We start from the raw sequence: 22,506 nt of genomic DNA on the forward strand, positions 1-22,506 counted from the left end.
AGTATCAATGACCGTACAACCTATACCCAAAACCTGCCAGACCTTGGGAAATGAGTCCGCTACAAATTAAAACACCACACCCTATGTTCTAAATATGAATAGCCCCTACAGATCAAATCGTTCATGACCTCTCGCCGAGCACTACCCCCGGTGACGTCTTCGTCCGCCCCTTGTGATCCGAGCCAACCGTTTGGAAATCAACCAGCGAGCCATCTTCCATCACAACGATCTGGTCGGCCACATCGAAATATCTATCATCATGGCTGATCACGACCACAGCCTTGCCCTCCGCTCGCAAGAGGGGGAGAACACGGCGATAGAATATCTCCTTGAATCCAGGATCCTGATCTGCCGCCCACTCATCGAAGATGTACAAGGACCGGTCTTGCAGCAAAGCGACCAGCAACGCCAGACGCTTACGCTGCCCATCCGACAACGCCAGGGTGGAGAACACGCCATCATTGATCGTTACCTTGTTTTCCAGGCCGAGCATAGACAAATAGCCACGGGCTCGTTCATGAATATGCTCCGTCATTGGAGCCAGTAATTGCTCGAACAAATGGTAGTCAGAATAAATTGCCGAAATTTCCTGACGAAACCCCTCACGTGAAGAATCATCAACAGCACGCCCATCGAATGAAATGCTCCCACTCAGGGGCGAGTAATGCAGTGAAATCATCTTGCACAGTGTCGTCTTACCGGAGCCGTTGCCACCAACAATGAACGTCAAGTTGCCACGGCGTACGCTCAGGGAGACCGGCCCAACCTTATAGATCTCTCCATGCACTTGAGACTCGTGCTGGAAGACAATGTTGGACAACTCCATGCACTGCCAAGGCCCTGCGGGTTCCACACCTTCAAGCGATCGATCCTCGGACAGCTCACCGAACAATTGCTCAAGCTGGCGCAATGCGTTCTTACCCATGATGATAGGAAACGTCACATCAATGATCATCGCCACAGGGCCCGCTACGTAGAGCAGAGCCATTACCACTCCCACCAGTTCCGTCGAGCTGATAGCGTGGTAATTGACGAAAATAAACGAAACGACCCCAATCACGAAGAAACTCAGCAAGTCACCATACGAATTCGCCGCGACCAAAAACGTATAAGTGGTTCTGTCGGCCTTGAGCAGGTCCCGCTCGTGCGCAAGTACCACATTTTCCATGTAGTACTTCAACCCCTCAGAGTTTAATTTCAGCTCCTTAGCGCCATAGACCAAACCGGTCATGGCGCTTTGTAGTTTGCCCAGTATTGCACGTGATCGGGAGAAGCTACGATTGCCGAAGAATACCGGCAACTGATGCATGAGCACGCCCACGCAGATAGCCTGAACGACGAACACGAACACTGCTGTATTCAGAAGCGCCAAGAAAGTCAACATACCCAGTAGCGTGACACTGCTCATCAATAGGTCAGGCAGCAACTGCCCCCCTAACACCACGCGACGAACATCCTCAGTCATGGCGGTAATGATCCTGGAATGTCCGACACCCTCGAGGTTACGCAGATCTGCCCCTGATATCTTCTGATAAAGTTTGATGCGCAGATTCAACGTCAGCTCTGCGGAGATTCGCATCAGAATTGTGCGCGATGCCGTTCGCGCCAGCACGATTATCACGCATAGCGCCAGGAAGACCGCCGCCATCTTGTGGTTCGCAATCTCGATCGACAGGAAGGTGTAACGCTCCTCACTCACTGGCGAAAGGCCATCGTCCTGACCACCCAAAGTACTCAAAACAATTGGAATGAGGAAGGCATAGCAAATACCCGCCAGGGAACCAAGGATCAATGCAAAAAACAATCGATTGGGGGCTTTGCGCCCAAATTCACTGATGAGCATCATGCCGGCGACTGTTCTCCGAATTGTTTTCGACGTCATCCCGGCGCAGCGTCATGTGATAATACTGCCCCAGAGCGAACGGAGTGAGCATGTCGGCGTAGTGAGCACTTAGCACGCTCCCCGACTGCCCCGTGGAGTTCATGTAGGAATACGAGTTTTCCACCGCCCCCATGCTCATGACCTGGCGGAAGCCAGCCCCAACATGCTTCACATAGCTATTGGCGTTCATGAATGAATAATATGAAACATTCACTGTATCCGTAGAACCAGCGGCGGCGACACTACGCTCGAAAATCGCGTTCAACGGTTTTATGAAACTGAATGGGGTATGTTCGTATAGCCCGTGCTGCAGCCCCCCCCAGCGCCAAGCACTCATATCTCCGCCTTTCAGCTTCTCCAGCTCATCCAACGCCAGATCCAAGGACTCATAAAGTGCCGCGGCACAAGGCCTGGGTTTTTCCTTAAGGTCACACCATGCGCTAGAGGTACCGTCCAACGCCGCATACACATCATCCGTACTTAATCGCGCAAACAACGCTTCGACGTCGACCAGATGACCTCGCTGGTTGAACGGAACGCGTGCCTTAGCCGCGAAGACTCGATCAACCACATGGCGCATCCAGACGTTGAAGATCGCCGCTGGCACACTGTCCAACGACATGTTTCCATCCCAACCACGCAGTTGCGTCAAGGCGAGACTCTGTCGCGGCGTACGCCCCTCGAGCGTTGCCAAGGCTGTGGCCATTCGCAAAGCCGGTAGACTCATCACGTCCTGCTGAATTCGCTGGTGGGTCTCCAAGTCAAGACCGCCCGAGCGCTCGAGACTTTCGGCGATCAACTGGCGAATACGCAAGGCTCGACCGGGTGGAGCCCAGTTACTGGAAATGAAATAAGGATAATCCGCCCCCGTTACGTCGTCATTTGCCGACACCAAGTATCCTTCTGGCGGATTGAAACGCTGAGGCATATCGTTAAAAGGGATATAGCCTTCCCACTCAAATTCACTCGTTTCGCCAGATACAGGAGCAAGTCCATGTCCGTTCTTACGAATAGGAATCCGACCGGCGCCTTGATAGCCAATATTACCTTGAACGTCAGCGTATAAAAAATTCAGCGCCGGTGAAACGAACAAGGACAATGCCGACTTGAAGGCCTGCCAATCCTTGGCATAGTTCAACCTGAGCAAGGCTTCATAGGTGGTGTCGTTATTATCGAAGGCCACCCAGCGTAATGACGCCACCGCTTCAAGGGCAGGATCCATAGCGGTGATAATAGGTCCATGGACGGAACTTCTGACCTGCAAGCGCACAGGCTCGAGCGCTGTTCGCAGCACTGCGGGAAAGTCCGCTTTGACCTGTATTTCCTCGGTGCGCACTTCAAGCGGCTCCCATCGGCCGTCACGGAGATACTGACCCGGCCGCTTCGCATCGAGCGTCTCGAAATATAGATCCTGTACGTCAGCCGTCATGCTGGTAGCCCCCCAAGCGATGTCGCTGTTCAGCCCCAGCACCACCACCGGCAACCCGATCAAGCTCATGCCGACGCTTTTTAGATGCTCCCCTTCGAGCGCGACCGGATACCACCAGGACGGAATGCTCAATCCAAGATGCGGGTCATTGGCAAGCGTAGGTCGACCATCCGCAGCCAATCGCCCGGCCGTCACCCAGGCATTGCTCCCCAGCCATTTGCCTCCCAAGTTCAGATCTTCCCGCAAGACCCGCTGCCCTTCGACCACAGCCGCCAGGGCCTGCACATGAGCGTTATCGACCCCATTGCTCTGCGTCCCCCCACCGTCCTGGTGCCGGCTGAAAAGAAAGTTGATCTGATCGGAATTGAAATAGGCACTCGCTATATAGCGCTGCATCTCGTCGTCGAAGTTCCCCGACAGGTTCAGGGCGAATACTTTGATCCAAGCCAGCGAATCCACCGGAGTCCATGGCTGCGGTTTTATCCCGAACGCGATGAATTCGGGTGGCAAGGCCCGCTGCTCGGAGATCCAGGCGTTGACGCCCTCGGCGTACGCCAAGAGGGAAGCGCGCGACGCCTCACTCAACGATTCCCATGCTTTGCCTGCTGCACGATAGAGCCCCAGGGTTTTAAACCAAGCGTCCTGCTTGACCGAGCCACGACCCAGTATTTCGCTCAGGCGCCCCTGCGCGATGCGACGTTGAATCTCCATTTGCCATAAGCGGTCCTGCGCCTGAGCATACCCCGCCGCATAGAAGACGGCGAGATCCGATGCTCCGCGAATATGCGGCATACCGTGCGCATCACGGGTGATGGTCACTGCGCCCGGATCATGACCGCGCCAGAACAACGTTGCCTTTGCTGGAGGCAATGATGAGTGCAGATAGCACAGCCCAATCCCAAGCACGATCAACAAAGGAAGTATGATGATCAGCAACAGACGAGACAACAGCGGAAACTTATTGATCACAACGAATCCTTTCTCTCAACGGGATGGAGGCTAACGAAAACTCTTCATCGCCGACCTAAAATCATACAAGTCCATCCCACCGACTCATATCAACAAGCCAGTATCCAACCGAGAGCCTAACGACTGCGAGCAATGATTCGCTGCAACACTATTCGCCAGCAAAACTAACAGAAAATCATCAAATAACCGCATAACCTTCAATAATTCCATTTAATATGAGTTACGTGTCAAACGGTTAGCATCCTAACGCAATGACCAAGCGGAATCTACTGTCGAAAGACCTTGGCGCGATCGGCCCATCCCAGCCTACTAACCTACATCCGGGCATCCATCGCCGCCGAAAGTGTTGAAGTCCTGATAAACAGGGCGGACTCCTACGTACAGCGCTTCAGGTCGTACCTGAGCGCTCCGGAGCCCGGATCCGAAAGTCCCCAACTCGTTGCACGCAATGACTGGCCTATACCGAAGCCATGCAGCCGCAAGCCCGCTCCCCTGAGCTGTCACAGGCGTAGCGCGCTGCGGCGCCCCCTCCTAAACGAAGTGTAAGTGTTGAGCGGGACAGGCGAAATATGGTTTTCTCGATTATACAGGTGTGTATACTTCGTTTTCTTTGCGCTACTTGAGAAACTGCGCAAGAGAGTCGTAGAGGCCCCATACTCGTCGGCGCCGAACGCCAAGCCAAAGGATACGGTTGCATATGGAAATACATGATCTCATCGGAGTTGGCTTCGGCCCTTCCAATCTGGCGCTGGCCATTGCGCTGCACGAACAACACCAGGACAGACGCCCTCAGAACATACGCTTCCTCGAAAAGTCAAAGAACTTTTCGTGGCATGAGCACATGTTGCTGCCCGACACGCGTATGCAAGTAGCATTTCTCAAGGATCTGGTTTCGTTACGCAACCCCAAGAGTCACTTTACTTTCGTCAACTACCTTCATGAGAAGAACCGTCTTCAGGCATTCATCAACCTGAAAACTTTCTATCCCAGCCGACAGGAATTCAGCGACTACTTGGCATGGGCCGCCAGTCATTTCGATGACTGTATCGAATATGGCCAAGAGGTCATCCATGTCACACCCGTGTCAGAAGCGCGCTCCGTCAAACTGTTGAATGTGCACACGCGCGATACCCAGGGGCTCGAACGCTCTTACCTTACGCGCCATCTTGTCATGGGCGTTGGCGGAAGCATACGCATACCCGAGCAGTTCTCGCCTTATAAGCACGATCCAAGGATATTTCACTCAAGCAGCTATCTGAAACACATCGCCGAGCACCGCGGCGCCCAACGCATCGCGCTGGTAGGCGCCGGGCAGAGCGCTGCAGAAATATTCATGGATCTGCCGAATCACCTGCCCCACGTAAAGTGCGATTTGATCATGCGTCAGAGTGCCTTGCGGGTCTCGGACGACAGCCCTTTCGTCAACGAAATCTTCGACGCCGACATAGTCGACTCTCTATTTGAGAACCCCGAGCGAAACAGTGCCTATATCAAAGATTTTCGCCATACCAATTACGCTGCTGCCAACCTGGACTTAGTCGAGCGCATTTACCAGCTCATCTATCAGCAGAAGGTCAACGGCGTGGAGCGGCATCGTGTTCTCAACGACCAAGAAATCACTGCCGTCGAAACGTCGGCACAAGGAGTGCATATCGCGCTACGCGATATGCACGACAATACGCGCACCACTGAGCAGTACGACTTGGTCATACTCGCCACAGGCTATCAACGAGACCATCATCGCACCCTACTCCAACCCTTGGCCTCGTATCTGAGCGACTTGCGCGTAGACAGGCACTATCGCCTGCATACGACAGATGACTTTCAACCCTCGATTTTCCTCCAAGGGGCCTGTGAAAACTCGCATGGCCTGAGCGACACGCTGCTGTCGATCCTCGCTACCCGGTCGGCAGAGATTTCTCATGCACTAGCGACCAGTCTGCACACCTGCGAACAGGCCTGAGCCGCACTAGCGGCAAATAGCGCTCATATCACGCTATTTGCCATGCCACAGCCTCTCGTGCATGGGGCTTTCGCCCTGTTATGTCGGCGCGCAACCGAGTCGCGCCAGTCAGGTCTGCTGCCGTGAACTGCAAGGGAACCTTGACGCGCTGCACCCATGGCGTTGCGCAATCTCCGCCACGCCTCCAGCTCAAATAGAGGAAGCGTGCCTGGGCCACTCCATGGACGAAAGGCCCTGAAAAATCGACCTGCCCGTGGTCCTTGGACCGCACTTGAACTTGGCATGTGAATTCATGAATACCAGCCTGGTTTTCCACACCTTCATGAACCACCTGCTTCTTATCCTGCAAGCCAACCTGGACTGCCTCCTCGAATTCTGGCAAGGCCTTACAGGATAGGACCACTGTTATACGCGCGGGCAAATCGCTCATTCTATCCCCTCATTGGAATGTGGGCGGCCTTATACTGACCGCCTAGTGGAGACCTCATGCGCCGCCTACCACAGACCACCTCGCAGGCGACTATCGGATGGACTATCAAAAATCGAACGTTTCGAATTCATCGCATGACAGCTCGTCGAGGCGTGCGGCGAAGGCATGCAGCACGGGAATATCGAAGATGTCTCCCATAGACACCTCGATATCGAATTTATCACGGATGCGCGCCACCAGTTGCCCAACCAATAATGAGTGGCCGCCCAGCTCGAAAAAGTCATCGTGCCGGCTAATATCGTCGACTGCCAATAGCTGCGACCATGTCGCGACCAGCCAAGATTCGGTGTCATTGATCGCGGGTTCGTACAAGCGCCTGGAAAAATCTTCCGACGCTGGCATTGGCAAGACCTTCACATCGACTTTGCCATTCACCGTTAATGGAAACTGTGCAATTTGCACATAGGCGACCGGCACCATATAAGCTGGCAAAATACCGGACAAATACTCACGAAACGCAATCGGTGAGGGTGGGACTTCATCAGGTTGACCGAGGCGATAATAAGCAACGAGTCGAATCCCGCCGCTTGCTGATGCAAGAGCAACGACGTGAGCTTGTCCGACGGCAGGATGCATGGCCAGCCGCGCCGAAACCTCTCCAAGCTCGACACGGAAGCCACGGACATTCACTTGTTCATCTGCGCGCCCTGCGTATTCCAGCTCGCCATTGTCGAGCAAGCGTCCAAGGTCACCACTGCGATACATGCGCGCCCCTGACCGGGCAGAAAATGGGTCGGGCACGAAACGCTCCGCAGTCAATGCCGGCAGCCTGTAATATCCCCGAGCAACCCCTTCACCAGCAATCCAAATCTCGCCCAAGATGCCGTTGCCTGCAGGCTGCAACTGCTCATCTAGGACATACACATGCCGCCCCGAGATCGCTTTGCCGACCGACCTCTGGGCCCATGGTTGTGTGTCGTCCTCGCTCAAGCGATGCCAGGTCGTATGGATCGTGCCCTCGGTGATACCATACATGTCGATAAACTGGGTTTGGCCAGCGGCATCGGCATCGAACCAACCACGAAGCAGTGCCGGATCCAGCTGTTCACCTCCAAAAATCACCTGACGCAAGCTATGGGCTCGAGGTGCACGCAGGTGCTCCTCAACTATCTGCGCGAACGCACCTGGGGTCTGGCTGAATACCGTCACCCTCCGCTCACAGAGCCAACGGTACAGTTCTCCGGGGATGCGTGTTAGCGCTGCAGGGACCATCAGTACCTTCGACCCGGCGCGCAGACCGCCGAACAATTCCCATACCGAAAAATCGAAAGCGATCGAGTGGAAGAGACTCCAGACATCGTCCTGTAACGCGCCTATCGTGCCCACGAGAACGTCCAGCAGCGAGCGGACCTGGGCGTGCTCCACAACCACTCCCTTTGGACGCCCTGTCGAGCCAGAGGTGTAGATGACATAAGCCGCAGCTGCGCCGGCGATTTCAACATCGAGCCCGTGAGCCGCAAGCCCTCCCCAGGCTGCATGTTCCATGTGATAGTCAAGCCATGCAGCATCGCTTTCTCCCGCCAGCGCTTGGCGCCCCTCGTCATCGATGATCACCAGCAGAGGCTGGCTGTCTTCGATGATCTCGAGCATGCGGCCCTTAACCGATTGCGTTTCAAGCGGCACATAAGCGCCACCGGCCTTGAGTATCGCCACAATTGCGATGACCAGTTCGATGCTCTTCGACATCGCCACCGCGACATGACTGCCAGCGCCGACACCGCGTGAGCGCAGATAGCGAGCCAGCTGATTCGCCGAGGCATCCAGTTCCAAGTAACCGAGTTGTCGCGAACCCTCTTCGATCGCAACGGCATTCGGGGTCATTCGCGCCCAATGGGACACGCAATCGTGCAGACAGGCGGAACTCGATGAAGGAATCATGGCGGCAACATCGTGAGCGCGGAGCAGACGATCAGATGCTAGACCGGAACTCGCATCGGAAAACAGGTTGCGCTCCTCAACCAATGCCACCAGCACACACTTGAACGTCTGAAGGAAGTCAGCGACAGTGTCCTCGTCGAACAACGCAGTCGCGTAAACCCATGTCCCCCCCACCTCATCGGTGCGCTCTTCCATCATCAGGGCCAGATCGCATTGCGTGGTTTGAATCTGCGGATGCACCTCGCTGATTTCCAGCCCTTCGAGCCGAAACTTGGCGGTCGGTGTGTTCTGCCAGACCAGCATGGCCTGGAAAAGGGGATTGTAGGCACGGTCACGAACAGGGCGTACCGCGTCGACGATTTGCTCAAACGGCACGTGTTGTCGCTCCTGCGCATCGATCGTCAGTTGCTTGATGCGCGCCAACAGCTGCGCCACCGAAGGCTTGTCGCCCAGACGTATATGCAGGGGCAAGGTGTTGACGAAGCAACCGATGAGCCCCTCGAGCTCAAGCGTAGTACGGTTGGCCACTGGCGTACCAATAACCACCGATGTCTGCCCCGCCAGCCTATCCAGCAACACGGCATAGGCACCCAGCAAAATCATGTAGAGCGTTACACCGTGACGTCTCCCCAGTTCACGTAGGGCAGCCGTCAAGGCACAATCGAGAGTGAAGGTCAGACATTTCCCTGCTGGATCCTGAATCGCGGGGCGAGCACGTTGCGCAGGCAGCTTCAGACAGGCTGGCGCGCCGGCCATATGTTTGCGCCAGTAACGAAGATCTTCATCATGCACAACCATGGTCTCACGTTGCCACAGCGCGTAGTCCGAATATTGCAGCGTCATCGGCATCAGAGGGTACATGTCGCCGTGGGCGAAGTGCCCATACAGCCCGGACAGCTCGCTGGCGAGCAGGCTCATCGACCAGCCATCGGAGATGATATGGTGCATTGTAACGAGCAACACATGTTCATCAGCCGCGAGCTGAAGCAAAGTAGCGTCAATCAGGGGCCCACATGCCAAGTCGAACGGTCGCTGGGCAGCATGGGCGAACAGCTTGGCCACGTGCAACTCGGCGTTTTCCTCGATCGCTATCGCTTCGACGCGCCAATTGAACCCCTCATCGGCAGAGACAACGACCGGCTGCACAACACCTCGCTCTTCGATGAATACGGTGCGAAGAACTTCGTGGCGCTCGACCACCTCCGCGAAGGCGGCCCTTAAGGCAGCGCTATCGAGCGCTCCCCGGATCCGCAAGCCGCCGCTCAGATGGTAGGCAAGACTCTGGCGACGATCGAGCCGACTCAGGAACCACAGTCGTTCCTGGGCAAACGACAATCTAGCCGGACCTCCCTGGCGCTTGATCACACGCTCCTCTTGTGGTTTAGCTCGTTCGAGGGCGAGCGCGAAATCCTTGAGCAACGGATAGGCGAATACATCACGAACGCTGAGCGCGACCTGTGTCAGGGAGCGAACTCTCGATACCACCCTGATAGCCAGCAGTGAATGACCGCCCAATGCGAAAAAGTCATCATCGACACCAAATACATCGCGCTCCAGCAACTCCCGCCACACGCCTGCCAGCAGTGACTGCATCGGCGTCAATGACACCAGCGACATAGGCTCGTCGGACCGGTTGACATCAGGCGAAGGCAATGCGGAGATGTCGATCTTGCCATGGGTATTGACCGGCCATCGCGCTACTTCAAGGTACAGGGCCGGCACCATGTAGGCGGGCAGCACCTCGCACAATCCAGCACGCAAGCGCTCGCTGTCGAGGGCTGCACCGTCTTCGCAGATGATATAGGCAATCAGCCGCTGTTGATCAGCAATGACTTTGGCATCTCGAACGCCGCCAACACCTCGGAGTGTCGACTCCACCTCCTCCGGTTCAATGCGATAGCCCCGCAACTTGATCTGCTTGTCGTTGCGGCAAACATACTCGAACTGCGCGTCCCGATTCCGCCGCCCGATGTCGCCCGTGCAATACAGACGCGCGCCGGGCGGCCCATAGGGATCAGGCAAGAAGCGGGCAGCGGTCAACGCGGGGCGATCGAGATAACCTCGTGCGACGCCTGCACCACCAATGCAGATCTCTGCGGCCAAGCCTTGTGGCGCCAGACGTCCGTATCTATCAAGAATATAGGTACGGCTGTTATCGAGAGCGTTGCCAAGGGGCAATGTTCTCTCTGAGCGGGCATGATCCGCAGTCAGCTCGCCCATGATGGAATTGACCGTCGTTTCGGTCAGGCCATAGCTATCGCCAAGGCGTATTTCCTGAGTCCCCGAGGCCTTGAACCAGTCGCGCAAGGCGTCATGCTGCAGCTTCTCGCCACCCGCCAGGATAAGACGCAATGGCGGCCTGGGCAGGCAGCCTTGGTCACCCGTGGCGACCTGCTGTGCCCAAAGGTGCCAGAATGCGGTCGGCAGATCTACCAGGGTGACACGATGACGCGCCAAATAGCGCACGAAGGCATCGTCAGGCGCCACCGGACCATCGGGGCGCACCACGATGGCGGCGCCCACGCTCAAGGCAGGGAAAATCTCGGCAATGGCATTGTCAAACGAGGGCGAAGCGAAATGTAGTACACGATCCTCTTCCCCCAGCCGACACCATCGCGCATGCGCACGCATGAATGTGACGACGTTGCGGTGCTCGACCGTAACGCCCTTCGGCTCCCCAGTAGAGCCTGAAGTGAACATGATATAAGCAGCTTGCTGCGCAGACACGCGCGGCAAAGACGACGGTGCATCGACGTCCTGGGTGCCAGACCAGCGTTCGAGCTGCCGCAGGTCAACATGAGCCAGCCCCAACTCGCGGGCCAACTCAGCCCCCTCGGCCCCGCTCAATACAAGAGCAGGCCGCGCAAGCCGAATCAGCAAACGCAGACGTGCTTGCGGATAGCCAGGATCAAGCGGCACATAGGCCCCTCCAGACTTCATCACCGCGAGCATCGCCACGATCATCTCGATCCCGCGAGGCAAGCACAACGCGATCCGGTCTTCCGCGCGCAGTCCAAGATTGCGCAGGTGCGTCGCCAATCTGCTCGCTCGCGTATCCAGCTCGAGATAATCGATGGTCTCCGCGTCGCTGATCAGACAAGGTGCCCTTGGCGTACGTGCAACCTGCGCCTCAAAGAGGCCATGTACGCTGTCACGGGCTAACAGAAAATCATCGACTCGCCCGTTCGAAGGGACGAGACGAGCCATTTGTTCCTCCGGGATCACCTGCAGATCGCTGACAGCACGATAAGGTGCGTGCTCCACCGCTACCGCCAACTGCTCTAACGCCTGTTCACAGTAGAGCGCAACCCGCTCAGGTTGCAGATCGGCCAAGGTCTGCACCTTCAACACCAGCGCCTGACCGGAGTCATCGACCGTAAGCACCAGAGGGAAACTCGTGCGCTCACTGACCAGGTCATCTTCCGAGCGCTCGGCCAATGGCGCTGCGGACGATGCGGGCAGGTAACGGTAATCGAGCAGTGCCCCCGTCAGCGCCCCGCTCCCCTCAACGCCGCTACAGCGACGGGCCAGCGAGAACGGCGCATGCTCGTGTTCGACCAACTCACCTAACAGTCGTTGTGCCTGAATCAAACTTTGGCTCACGTCCAGGCTCAGCAAGTTCAGACGGAAAGGCAAGGTATTGACCAACATACCTAGCATGTTGGAAGTACGAGCCCGGTCGTTCATACGCCCAGATAACACCGTACCGAAAACCACGTCCTGTACCCCGCTCAGGCGCGACAGCACCAGCGTCCATGCCACGTGCAGAATTGCGGGGATGCCGACACCATGACGCCTCGTCAGCTCACGTAGACGTGTCACCAGAGAAGCATCAAGCACTGTCCTGGCCTCACCGAGCACCGCTCGTGCATCCACCGCGTCCAATAGTCCCAACGGTGCAGTCGGCTCACGTAGATCGCCAAGCCGTTCGCGGAAAAACGCCTCATCGCGTTGCGTACCGAGCGCCCAAACCTTTACTGCGTAATCTGGGAACTGATTCACGATCGGCAGGCGTGCCTCATCACCAGCCATGATCAGGGACAACTCGTCTTGCATCAGACGCAAGGAGGTGCGATCCCCCACCAGATGATGAGACAGGATCAACAATGACCAGCCACCGGAATTCGATCGGGCGAAAAGCCCTTTCATCAGCGGAGCGGTACTGATATCAATGCGATGCTCAGGTCCTAGTTGGTCGGTCAGCCATTGATCGCTGGCACCCTGCACCGGAGCCTGGAGCTCCAGTATCGGCAACTCAACGGCACGTAGCACCACCTGCAAGGGCATAGCGAGCCCTTCCCACAGCACTGCGGTTCTCAGGACCGCATGGCGTTCAACCACCTTACACAGAGCCAGGACAAAACGATCAAGCGCATCGCGGCTTGTGAAATGAACAATCTGATGACGTAAATATGGGTCGGCATCGCCAGCCAACATATGATGGTACAGCAACCCCTCCTGTAGGGAGGTCAGAGGGTAGATGCCTTCGAGGTTCGATTCTCCCCCCGGCACCAAGGAAACAATCGTTTGTCGATCACGCGCCTCGCAAATAAAGGTTTGTGCTGCCTCGTGTTGTGTCGAGTCGATCAGGTTCTTTTTGACAAGCCTCTGGCGTAACGCTTCGCGCTGCTCCGCCGTCAACGATGGCGCGTTGACATAGGGTTCATCACGCATACATTCTTCCCTGAACAATTGTTTTGATTGGCACATCGATCAGCAATGATCGAGCTGTTCTGAAATGTCTATTGATAGAGTCGCATAGATCCTTCTAAGATGTCTTGTCAAACGACAGCGCCAAGACAATAGAATACTCTCTCCCTCGCGATCTCGGCCTCATTGATCATGTCAAATCACCCCCTACCACCTGCGCCGCTGGCGATAGATATTATCACCGCCCCCACACCCGAGACGCTCAACAGTCTCTACATCACACCGGGCAAACCCGTGCTCATTCGCGGCGTAACGGATCATTGGCCCGCGCGTTGGAAATGGTCCCATGAGTACTTCGCCAAACATGCCGGCCATACAACGGTAACGGTCAGCCGCCAAAGGGGCCGCGACGCGCAAGACATGCTGCTTGCCACATACCTGAAGTATCTCGAGTGCACTCAAGAAGCCGATCCTTTGTATCTGTGCAATTGGATTTTCGAACGCAATTGCCCGCAACTACTGAACGATTACGAAGCACTCGACCTGTTCGAGCGTCTAGAAGCGAAACTGCCTGAAAACTTGCGACCGCAATGGCGCTGGATGTTCATCGGACCGGCTGGATCAGGCACTCATCTGCACGTCGATGTTCTCGACACCAGTGCCTGGAATGTCGTGATTACGGGTCGCAAGCGCTGGCGCTTCTATTCTCCGGATCAGCAGGCCCTGATGTATCAAGGTCATGTAAACACTTTCGAACCTGACCTGACGGCCCACCCACTCTTCGCCCAGGCCCAAGCGATCGAATGCGTGCAACAACCCGGGGATCTTGTGTTCACGCCCAGTGGCTGGTGGCACCAGGTTCTGAACGAACGAGGCGGCATTTCAATCACAGAGAACTTCATTGATCGAGCCAATCTCGAACGCGTCAAACAAGCTGCACAACGGGCAAACCTTGCCTATCTGGACCAGGCCGTCGCCGCCATCGGCTGAAACGGCGCGGCCGGCTGGAAAATCGCGCTCATCGAATGAGTTCAACGACCCTCGAGAGATCCAGCGATGCTTTATCCGCCCAAGTGCTGCACAGCTGCTGTAGCCGGCTGATCAACTCTTGCGCCTGAGTACTGGAGCAGACCTGCGATTGATAACGCAGAGTGAAACGCACACGCTCCGCTTGCTCGCAGACGATGACCAGTGGGTAGCCCTCGTTGATGTGAAACTGCATGTCCTCTACCTGCAGTCCTGTCGCCACTCCAAATAACCGCCCCACAGGGGCATGGTTCTCGTGCACGTAGATGGCATCGAAAAGCGCCGACTCGGCCGGCCAACCGATACTGCGCTTGATGTCAGGCAGCGAATCATGTGCGCGCTGTTGCAGACAGGCGATGCTGGACTGCATGGCCCGCGTCCACTGCTTCAAGCTTCGGCCGCCGTTGAGCGTCGCTCTCAAAGGCAGTGTGCTGATCAAGTTACCCACGGTGTCGGCGTAGTCCGAATGCTCGGCATGTCGTCCAGACGTCACTAGGCCCACCAACAGGTCACGGCGGTCGAACGTTACCGCAAGCGCCAACGCAAACCAGGAAGCAAAGGCGCTGGCCATCGTCAGTTGCGCACTGACTAGCGCATCACCAAGCGCACCAGTGATTTCTTGAGAAAGCTCGAACGAGAGTTCCTCGGGCGTGGTGACATCCGATTGCCTGCCTAGCAATGCCGTGACATCGACATGCGCAAGATAATCGGCCCAGAATTGTTGTTCAGCCCGAGCTCTTGCTCGCGTGTCGAGCAGAAGATGGCGATAACTCGGATCCTCTTCTACGTGCAACGCTGAGTCTATCGCCAGACCGGCATACAAGTCCGCAAGCTCGATCATCAGACATTCTTGAGCTCGTCCGTCGGCGATTAGATGGTGTTGTGTCCAAATCCACAAATGCCGCTCTGCGGACAACCTCACCAGGCAAATGCGCAACAGTGGTGGGAGGGAGAATTCGAAAGGAAGTTCGCGCTCGCGACGCTTGAGCTGATCCAGCTCCGTGACGCCTGTCTGTACGTCAGGCGACTCATAGCGCAGCATCACCGTCACATTTTCATGGATTTGCTGGCTGTGGCAAGCACGAAGGCTTTCTGGAAAGGCCGTACGTAACGCGGGGTGTCGCTTTATCAGTAGACGCAACGCGGTCTCGAAACGCCCAGGATCAAGCGCGCCCACCAGCACACAGCTGAATTGCGAGACATAGAGCGAATCCTGCGGGTTGGCCAAGCAGTGGTACAGCATACCCTCCTGGGCAGCCGTGGAGGGATAAATACCACTCTCGGCCTGGCCTGCCGTCACAACGGTATCAATCGAGAGGCTGGTGCTCGTCGCACAAGCCGCCAGATGCTGGGCAAGCGCGCGCACCGTGGGGTGATTGATGATGTCCTGCATGGCTATATCAAGCCCTGCGCGCCTGGCCCGCGCAGAGATGCGGATGCTCTTGAGCGAGTCACCGCCTAGCGCGAAATAGTTGTCCTCCACCTGGACGGGACGGGCAAACGACTCACTCCAGATATCTAGCAGCTTAGCCTCAAGATTGGACAGCGGCTCCCCCTCCACCTCATGGCTGGTGGCGCTCGGTGCAGCCACCGTTTGCCCAAGAAGCTCGGAGAGAAACTGCTGTTTTTCCTTCTGCTCATTGAAACCGGTGGGCTTGGAACGGCTATGCATAAGGTTCGTCCAGTGTAACGTTAAGTGAAAGGGGGGCAGGTAGCGCCGGACCAGGAAAGACCGCTTCGCCCAGCATGTCCTTGATGGAGTCGTACTGGGACAAAAACTCGAACGTCGTAGCGATAGCCGCGCGGACTTGCTCGACTTGATCACGCGAGACATGCCGTGCATCGTAATCGAAAAGAACCCGCAGACCGTCTCCAAGGTGATCCTGGTTAAAGTGGACGGTCAGCGGCACATAAGTTTGGTCGGACGCATAGTGACTGGCCACCTTCAGTGGAAGTGCCTGCAAGCCGCGATACACATGAAAATGCGTATATACGAAGAGCGCCTGAAACAACGGACGCCCGTCATTCATAGCGACCAGTCGAGCATAGGGAAAGCGCCGGTACGGTAAATAGCTCTTCTCTATGTCAAAGCAGGTGCGCAGCAATTGCCCCCAACTCATGCCTTGCAGATCGATAGCTACCGGGAGCAGATTATTGAATACCCCGATGCAACGGTCGCCACCGCTCAGCTCTGGCCTGCCATTGAATTCAACTCCACTGCGCTGCAACGTACTGTTGGTGACGCGAGCCAATGCGTAGAAATGGATCGCCATCAGCAGATTCTTCAATGGTACCCGTGCCACTTGGGCGATAGCCTTGAGACGTTCCACCGGTCGGGCCGTGGCCTGCCAGGTCAGCCGACGGTGCAGCCCACCAGCGGACAGCGACGGTGCCTGTGTATCGGCGAAACACCCGGTCTCAAGCACATTAGCCCAGAACTGGGCATGGGCCGCACTGGTCAGCGCCTGACGCTCCAAAGCCACGAACTCGGCATAGCCGAGCAGTGGGCGTCTGGCCGTATCCGGCACCTTGCCCATGCTATAGGCAGAATAGACTTCTAGCAGCTCCGTCAACACGGTTGCCACACACCAGCCGTCGAGCGAAGCATCGGCAAAGGTCAACTGAAAGCGCTCTTGATCGAGCAAGTGGACAGTGCAGCGGAAATGGGGTGCCACTTCCCACGTGAAAGGCCTTTTTTTCTCCGCCTCTATCCAGGACTTCAACTGGCGCTGACGCTCGGCCTCGGTGAACTCGGTCAAGTCCTCGACCGCCAGTTCCACCTCCACGAACCGGTGCAGGATCTGCACCGGTTCGGCAAAGCGCTCCAAATCGACAGAGGTTCGCAAGAAACCATGCTCAGCAACGACATGGCGCAACGCACGGTGTAACGCCGGCGCGTCCCAACGAGCAACGAGTTCCAAGGTTGTTACGAAGACCTCGTAGTGATCATCGTTGAAAAACTTGTACACGATTCCCCGCTGCAAATAGCTCAGCGGGTAAGCATCCTCGAACTCAGCCGTTTCCAGAACCGAACGCTCCTGCTCGCTTAGCAGACTGAACGGCGCGACGGCTGGGACAGCGGGCTGCACATTCCCGCTGCTGGCGAGGGTCTCCTGTATCCCAGCGAAACTGCTGCTACGGAATAAGGCTTGAACCGACAAGGCAATGCCGGCCTCGCGAAGACGACCAATCAGATGCAATGCCAAGATCGAGTCGCCACCGCACTCGAAGAAATCATCAGCATCGCAAGGAACAGGCCCGCCCAACACGGCCTGCCAATGCAGCGCAAGTTGGTCGCGAAGGCCGGTGGCGCCAACAACCGGCGCGTCAGCGCCGTCACGACGTCGCTCGGCGCGCAACTGCGCGCGATCGACCTTACCGTTAGTCAGCAATGGCCATTCCGTCAGCAATCGCCACTCTCGAGGGACCATGAATTCAGGCAACCATGCCCGCGCATGCGCCTCGATCTCTATCCTGGTCAACGCTACCTGATGGTCGATGTGCACAAATGCGCAAAGTCGTGCAGGGCCAACCTCTTCCACAAGCATGACCACCACGTTGCGAATCCCCGGTAGACGGCTGAGTGTCTGCTCGATTTCGCCGAGTTCGATGCGATATCCAGAGAGCTTGACCTGACCGTCCAGACGTCCGAGGTAGAATATGTTGCCATGCTCATCGAAACGAGCCCGATCGCCGGTGCGATAGCTCCGCGATCCCCTTCCCAAGGGTGGCGGGATGAATCGGTCAGCGGTCAACGCCGGCTTACCGATATAGCCAATCGCCACTTGTGGCCCGGCAACCACAAGTTCACCCTCAGCCCCAGGAAGTACCGGAACGCCCTGTTCATCGACTATCGACACCTCGCAGTTCGGTGCAGGCCGCCCGATGGAAACCTCTGTCGAGTTCGCAAACAGCTCGGCATAGGTCACATCGATACCGGCCTCCGTGGGCCCGTAAAAGTTAAAAAGGCGTACGTGGGGCGCGCAGGCGAAAAATGCTTGGACATGGGCCGGCAGCATCGCTTCACCACTGCACACTACGTGCCGTAACCCTGCGATTGCCTTGCGTACACCGTCTATGCCCAACCAATGGCTCAGCACAGAGGGAACGAAATGCATGATGGTGACCCCATTGCGCAAGACCGCATCGGCCACCGCTTCGGGATATCGCTCGTGCTGGGGTTGTATGCAGACAGCCTTGGCGCCCAGTGCTAAGGGGGCAAGGATTTCCCAAAGCGAAACATCGAACGTCCAAATCGTCTTCTGTACGAACACATCATCGGCTGAAAGCGCAAGGCGCTCGATCATCCAGTCGAGTCGATGATCAAGAGCTCGGTGGTCGACCAGAACCCCTTTGGGCTGCCCCGTACTACCGGATGTGTAAAGCACGTAGGCACCCGCATTAGCGCACGCGAATAGATTCATCGAATCGCTTGATGCCAATGAGTCCCTCGTATCATCCGGCGTAGCGATCAAGGGCAGGGTCAGGCCCGCCTGGAGTGATTCACTATTCGCTATCACCGCGACAGCACCACTGTCACTTAGCATGTAGTCACGCCTGGACACGGGTGTCGATGGGTCAATCGGAAGATAGATACCCCCCGCCAACATCACCCCCAGGCAAGCAGCGACGCCCAACGGACTGCGCGGCAGCATAACGGCCACTACGACCTGGCGCTTATCAGTGGCATGCGCACGCACCTGCCTGGCGTAGGCGTCAGCCATGACCAGCAAACGCCCGTAGGTCCACACCTCACCTTCACCAGCGGGGATCAGAGCGATCGCATCGGGATGCGCCAAAGCCTGCCCGACGATTCGCGCCATAGTGGATGGTGGGGGGCTGCCCGCTTCCTCACCCCACGCCTGCAATTTACAAAGGATCGTTGCGGGCAGTGCCATTGCTGCGGACAGCCGACGATTACTGCCTTGGGCAATGACCGCTAGCGCCGAATGGAATTGCTGGACCCATGACCACACCAACAGCGAATCCAGCGCGTCATGACGATAGTCGACACACAACTGCAAATGGTCATCGTCACCCAGCAACTGTATCTGCATGGGATAATGCACAAAGGCCGGCGGCAGTTGGAAGGGCGACACCTTCAGTCCACCAATATCGAAGGAGGCGAACTCTCGTTCAAACGCAATCCCAACGGATTCGGCGCCGACATCGAGCCCTGCCATATCGAAGTAGGCAAACACGACATCGAAGCAGGTGCCCGACGTACTGCCGCTGGCGGCCAGGTCCGTGCCCAACTGCGAAAGCGGCACGGCCTCGTGGGCCAGCGCGCTAGCCAACCGATTTCTGACATCTAGCAGCGCGTCATCGATGCACGCATTAGCAGTTACCTCGGCTTCCATTGGTATCAGGTTGGCGAACATCCCCACCGTGTCACGATACCGAGCAGCACGATTGAGTAAAGCAACGCCATATCGGACGCGTTCGCGACGCGTGAGAATGCCGAGGCTTGCCTCCATTGCCAATTGCAACACACAGCCAACCGTCACGCCCACTTCGGCCGCTCGAACACGAATCGCCGCGACCAGGTCCTTCGACAACTCACTGCGATGCCTACGCGCCTCATACCGTTCAAGACCTTGCGCCAGGAGGGGTAGGCGCGGATCACAGGCCGAGTTCAGTTTTGACTGCCAGTAATGTGCATCGTTCTGGGCTTGCTGAGACCCCAGATAAGCCTGATGTTCCTGACAAAAATGCCGATAGAGCGCAGCGTCAGGCGACTTGTGCACAAGCTCATCGCGCGAGACGGCTTCATACAACGCGAACAGATCACGCCAGATAATGACGAACGACCAAAAGTCGGTAATAGCATGGTGGACTTGAAGCAAGAGAAACGCCCCACCCTCGCGTCGACGTAGCAGTACCACCCGATAAAGTCGAGCAGCATCGATTTCTATACCCTGAACACTCCATTCATGCAGACGGGCGGACGCAGTTGCATCCTGCATGCCCAGGTCTTCAAAAACGAGCGAGGGCGCACAATCAGCGTCGACGACATAACTTAGCTCACCGGACGCGAGGCTGAAATGCCCGCACAAAGCCTCATGCCGTTCTTCCAGGCGAGCCAGCACGAGCCGCAGCCGATCTGGCTCGATCTGCCCCTCGATACACACTGCACGTTGCAGAGTGTAAATCGGCTGACCCGCCAATGTCTGCGCAAACACCAAGGCACGCTGGTAATGCGTCGCCGCAACGCTGCGAGCGCTTACAGGTTCAGGGGGCGCTATGACCTGTGGTACCGATGGGTGAATTTCATCGAGCAGATCGCCAAGACGAGCGCCGGCATACATCCGTGCCCGATCAAGGACACAAGCAAAGCGACGCTCCCACTCAAACTGGATACGGACAATTGTCAACGAATCCGCTCCCAGCTCGACCAGGGTTCGCTCTAGATCAAGCTCGTGCGCGGCGCGTCCGAGCAGATGCGCAACAGTTTCCAGCGGGCCCGCCCCGGCACCGGGCTCAGGGGCCGACTGCCGATGTGCGCGCATGATATAAGAGCCCTGCAAAGGCTCAACCTCGAACATTTCGCGCACACGATCGCGTTGCAGCTTACCGCTGCTGGTACGAGGCAAGGAGCGATGAGTGAACAACACCCCGGCAACGGCGATCGGGAACATGGCTTCGATCCGTGAGGCACAACGCTCGCCAAGTACAGGAAGGTCGTCCAACGCAATGGCGCTCGGTCGCACTTGATAGACGAGTGTCACCGTCTGTCCACCATCTCGGCTCAACGCCGCCGCGCTGTTAGGCGTAAAGCGTGAATCGAGTTGCAGCATGGCAAACTCGATGTCGGTGAAGAAATACTTGCGTCCGGCCACCGTGATCGCGCTGCCTATACGGCCCAGCACATGAATGCCGGAGCTTGCGATGTAACCCAGGTCCCCAGTGGCCAGGTAGCGCCTACGGGGGACCTGAGGTAGGCAATGGTCGAACGCATCGCTATCGATTTGCCCATTGCGCAAGTAGCCTTGCGCAAGACTCGGAGCGCTAACCCAAATCTCTCCGACCTGACCAGGCTCGCATTCACGACGGGTTGCCGTGTCAACGATCCTGATGTCGACATCTGTGTCCTCAGGCATCCCACAGCTGGCAAGTGCGCCCATGGTAGCGAGAGACTCACCGGCAGCCTGCTCCCCCCGTTGCGCGGGGGCGTCATGTGCCAGACCACGCCGTGCGCTGATCATGAGGGTGGCTTCAGCCATGCCGTAAGCAGGGCACAGGGATCGGCTATCGAAGCCATGGCTGGCAAACCGAGTCGCGAACTTTGCCAGCGTGTCATGGCGAACCGCTTCCGCACCACACACGGCGCTGGACCAGCTTGAAAGATCGATGCCCTGCAGCTCATGCTCCGGTATGTGAAGACAAAGCTCATAAGCGAAGTTCGGGGCGCTGCTGACCGTGCCGCCAAACTCATCGATGACCCGCAACCAACGGGACGGACGTTGCATGAAAGTGGCTGGCAGCATATGCACACTTGTCGCGCCCAGGTGATAGGGCAGCAACAACTTGCTTACCAATCCCATGTCGTGGTGCAGCGGCAGCCAGTTTACGAATCGCGAATGCTCGTCGAAGCCAAATGTACGCATCAGCAAGTCAAATTGGGCCTCAAGCGCCTTGCGGCTGACCACCGATCCTTTCGGATCGCGGGTAGAACCTGATGTGTACTGGACAAAGGCGACCGGGGAGTCCACTCGAGCGGCTGCGCGAAAGCCACACTCAAAGCGCTCCCCGATTGCGACCACCGAGACATCGGTGTACTGGCGCAACACGTCGATCGCCCCGTGTTGCTGTTGCATCGCATCAACCAGCAGCACTCTGGCCTGAGCGTCGCGAGCGATCGCCAGCAAATGATCGCCAACACTGAAACGCTTGAAATTGGATGAGAGGCCAATCGGCACGGCACCGATGTACTGGCAGGCCAGGAATGCGGTGGCAAAGCGCAGCGGGTCTCGCAGCGTTATCATCACATGCTGCCCGGCACGTACATCACAGCCATGCTGAAGAAACGCAGCGGCCTCGCGAACGGCCTCGTCCAACTCCGCGAAGGTGAGTGAAGTGGAAGCGTTCACACCGTCACGCAGATAATGGATGCTGTTGGAACGGGTGCGCCCTGCCTGACCGAGCTTACAACTCATACTCGTGCCTCACGGCCTACGCTGACCAGCCTATCTGGCGCACGAGGGCTCCTCAATCGAGCG

The 22,506-nt window shown here is 57.0% G+C and carries 8 protein-coding genes; 2 read left to right on the forward strand and 6 right to left on the reverse strand.

All coding sequences use genetic code 11. The features are described from left to right. Positions 1 to 121: 121 nt before the first annotated feature. Complete coding sequence (locus tag ACMGT0_RS20045; protein ID WP_416769455.1) at positions 122 to 1,846, reverse strand: cyclic peptide export ABC transporter; 1,725 nt, start codon at positions 1,844 to 1,846, stop codon at positions 122 to 124. Then, on the reverse strand, positions 1,830 to 4,280 hold the full coding sequence (locus ACMGT0_RS20050) for a penicillin acylase family protein (RefSeq protein WP_416769457.1): 2,451 nt from the start codon (positions 4,278 to 4,280) through the stop codon (positions 1,830 to 1,832). The genes ACMGT0_RS20045 and ACMGT0_RS20050 overlap by 17 nt, the downstream gene beginning before the upstream one ends. A gap of 697 nt (positions 4,281 to 4,977) precedes the next feature. Between ACMGT0_RS20050 and ACMGT0_RS20055 the strand changes: the two genes are divergently transcribed. Continuing rightward, positions 4,978 to 6,243, forward strand: coding sequence for a lysine N(6)-hydroxylase/L-ornithine N(5)-oxygenase family protein (locus ACMGT0_RS20055; protein WP_054063134.1), 1,266 nt, complete (start codon positions 4,978 to 4,980; stop codon positions 6,241 to 6,243). Between the two features lie 28 nt (positions 6,244 to 6,271). On the opposite strand, the gene ACMGT0_RS20060 is transcribed toward ACMGT0_RS20055, so the two are convergent. Further along, positions 6,272 to 6,673, reverse strand: coding sequence for a DUF5990 family protein (locus ACMGT0_RS20060; protein WP_054063135.1), 402 nt, complete (start codon positions 6,671 to 6,673; stop codon positions 6,272 to 6,274). Positions 6,674 to 6,778: 105 nt separating this feature from the next. Then, positions 6,779 to 13,285, reverse strand: coding sequence for an amino acid adenylation domain-containing protein (locus tag ACMGT0_RS20065; protein ID WP_416769460.1), 6,507 nt, complete (start codon positions 13,283 to 13,285; stop codon positions 6,779 to 6,781). Positions 13,286 to 13,453: 168 nt separating this feature from the next. Here ACMGT0_RS20065 and ACMGT0_RS20070 point away from each other — a divergent pair, with 168 nt between their 5' ends. Then, positions 13,454 to 14,251 carry a cupin-like domain-containing protein gene (locus tag ACMGT0_RS20070; RefSeq protein WP_054063137.1) on the forward strand — a complete coding sequence of 266 codons (798 nt, stop codon included), beginning with the start codon at positions 13,454 to 13,456 and terminating at the stop codon, positions 14,249 to 14,251. A 28-nt stretch (positions 14,252 to 14,279) separates the two neighbouring features. Here the strand turns inward: ACMGT0_RS20070 and ACMGT0_RS20075 are convergent, their stop codons facing one another. Then, on the reverse strand, positions 14,280 to 15,959 hold the full coding sequence (locus tag ACMGT0_RS20075) for a condensation domain-containing protein (protein WP_416769462.1): 1,680 nt from the start codon (positions 15,957 to 15,959) through the stop codon (positions 14,280 to 14,282). Continuing rightward, a complete protein-coding gene (locus ACMGT0_RS20080) occupies positions 15,952 to 22,443 on the reverse strand; it encodes a non-ribosomal peptide synthetase (RefSeq protein ID WP_054063139.1) in 6,492 nt (2,163 codons plus the stop codon). The genes ACMGT0_RS20075 and ACMGT0_RS20080 overlap by 8 nt, the downstream gene beginning before the upstream one ends. Positions 22,444 to 22,506 lie beyond the last annotated feature (63 nt).

The organism is Pseudomonas sp. RHF3.3-3 (assembly GCF_048069595.1).
Lineage (GTDB): Bacteria > Pseudomonadota > Gammaproteobacteria > Pseudomonadales > Pseudomonadaceae > Aquipseudomonas > Aquipseudomonas fuscovaginae_B.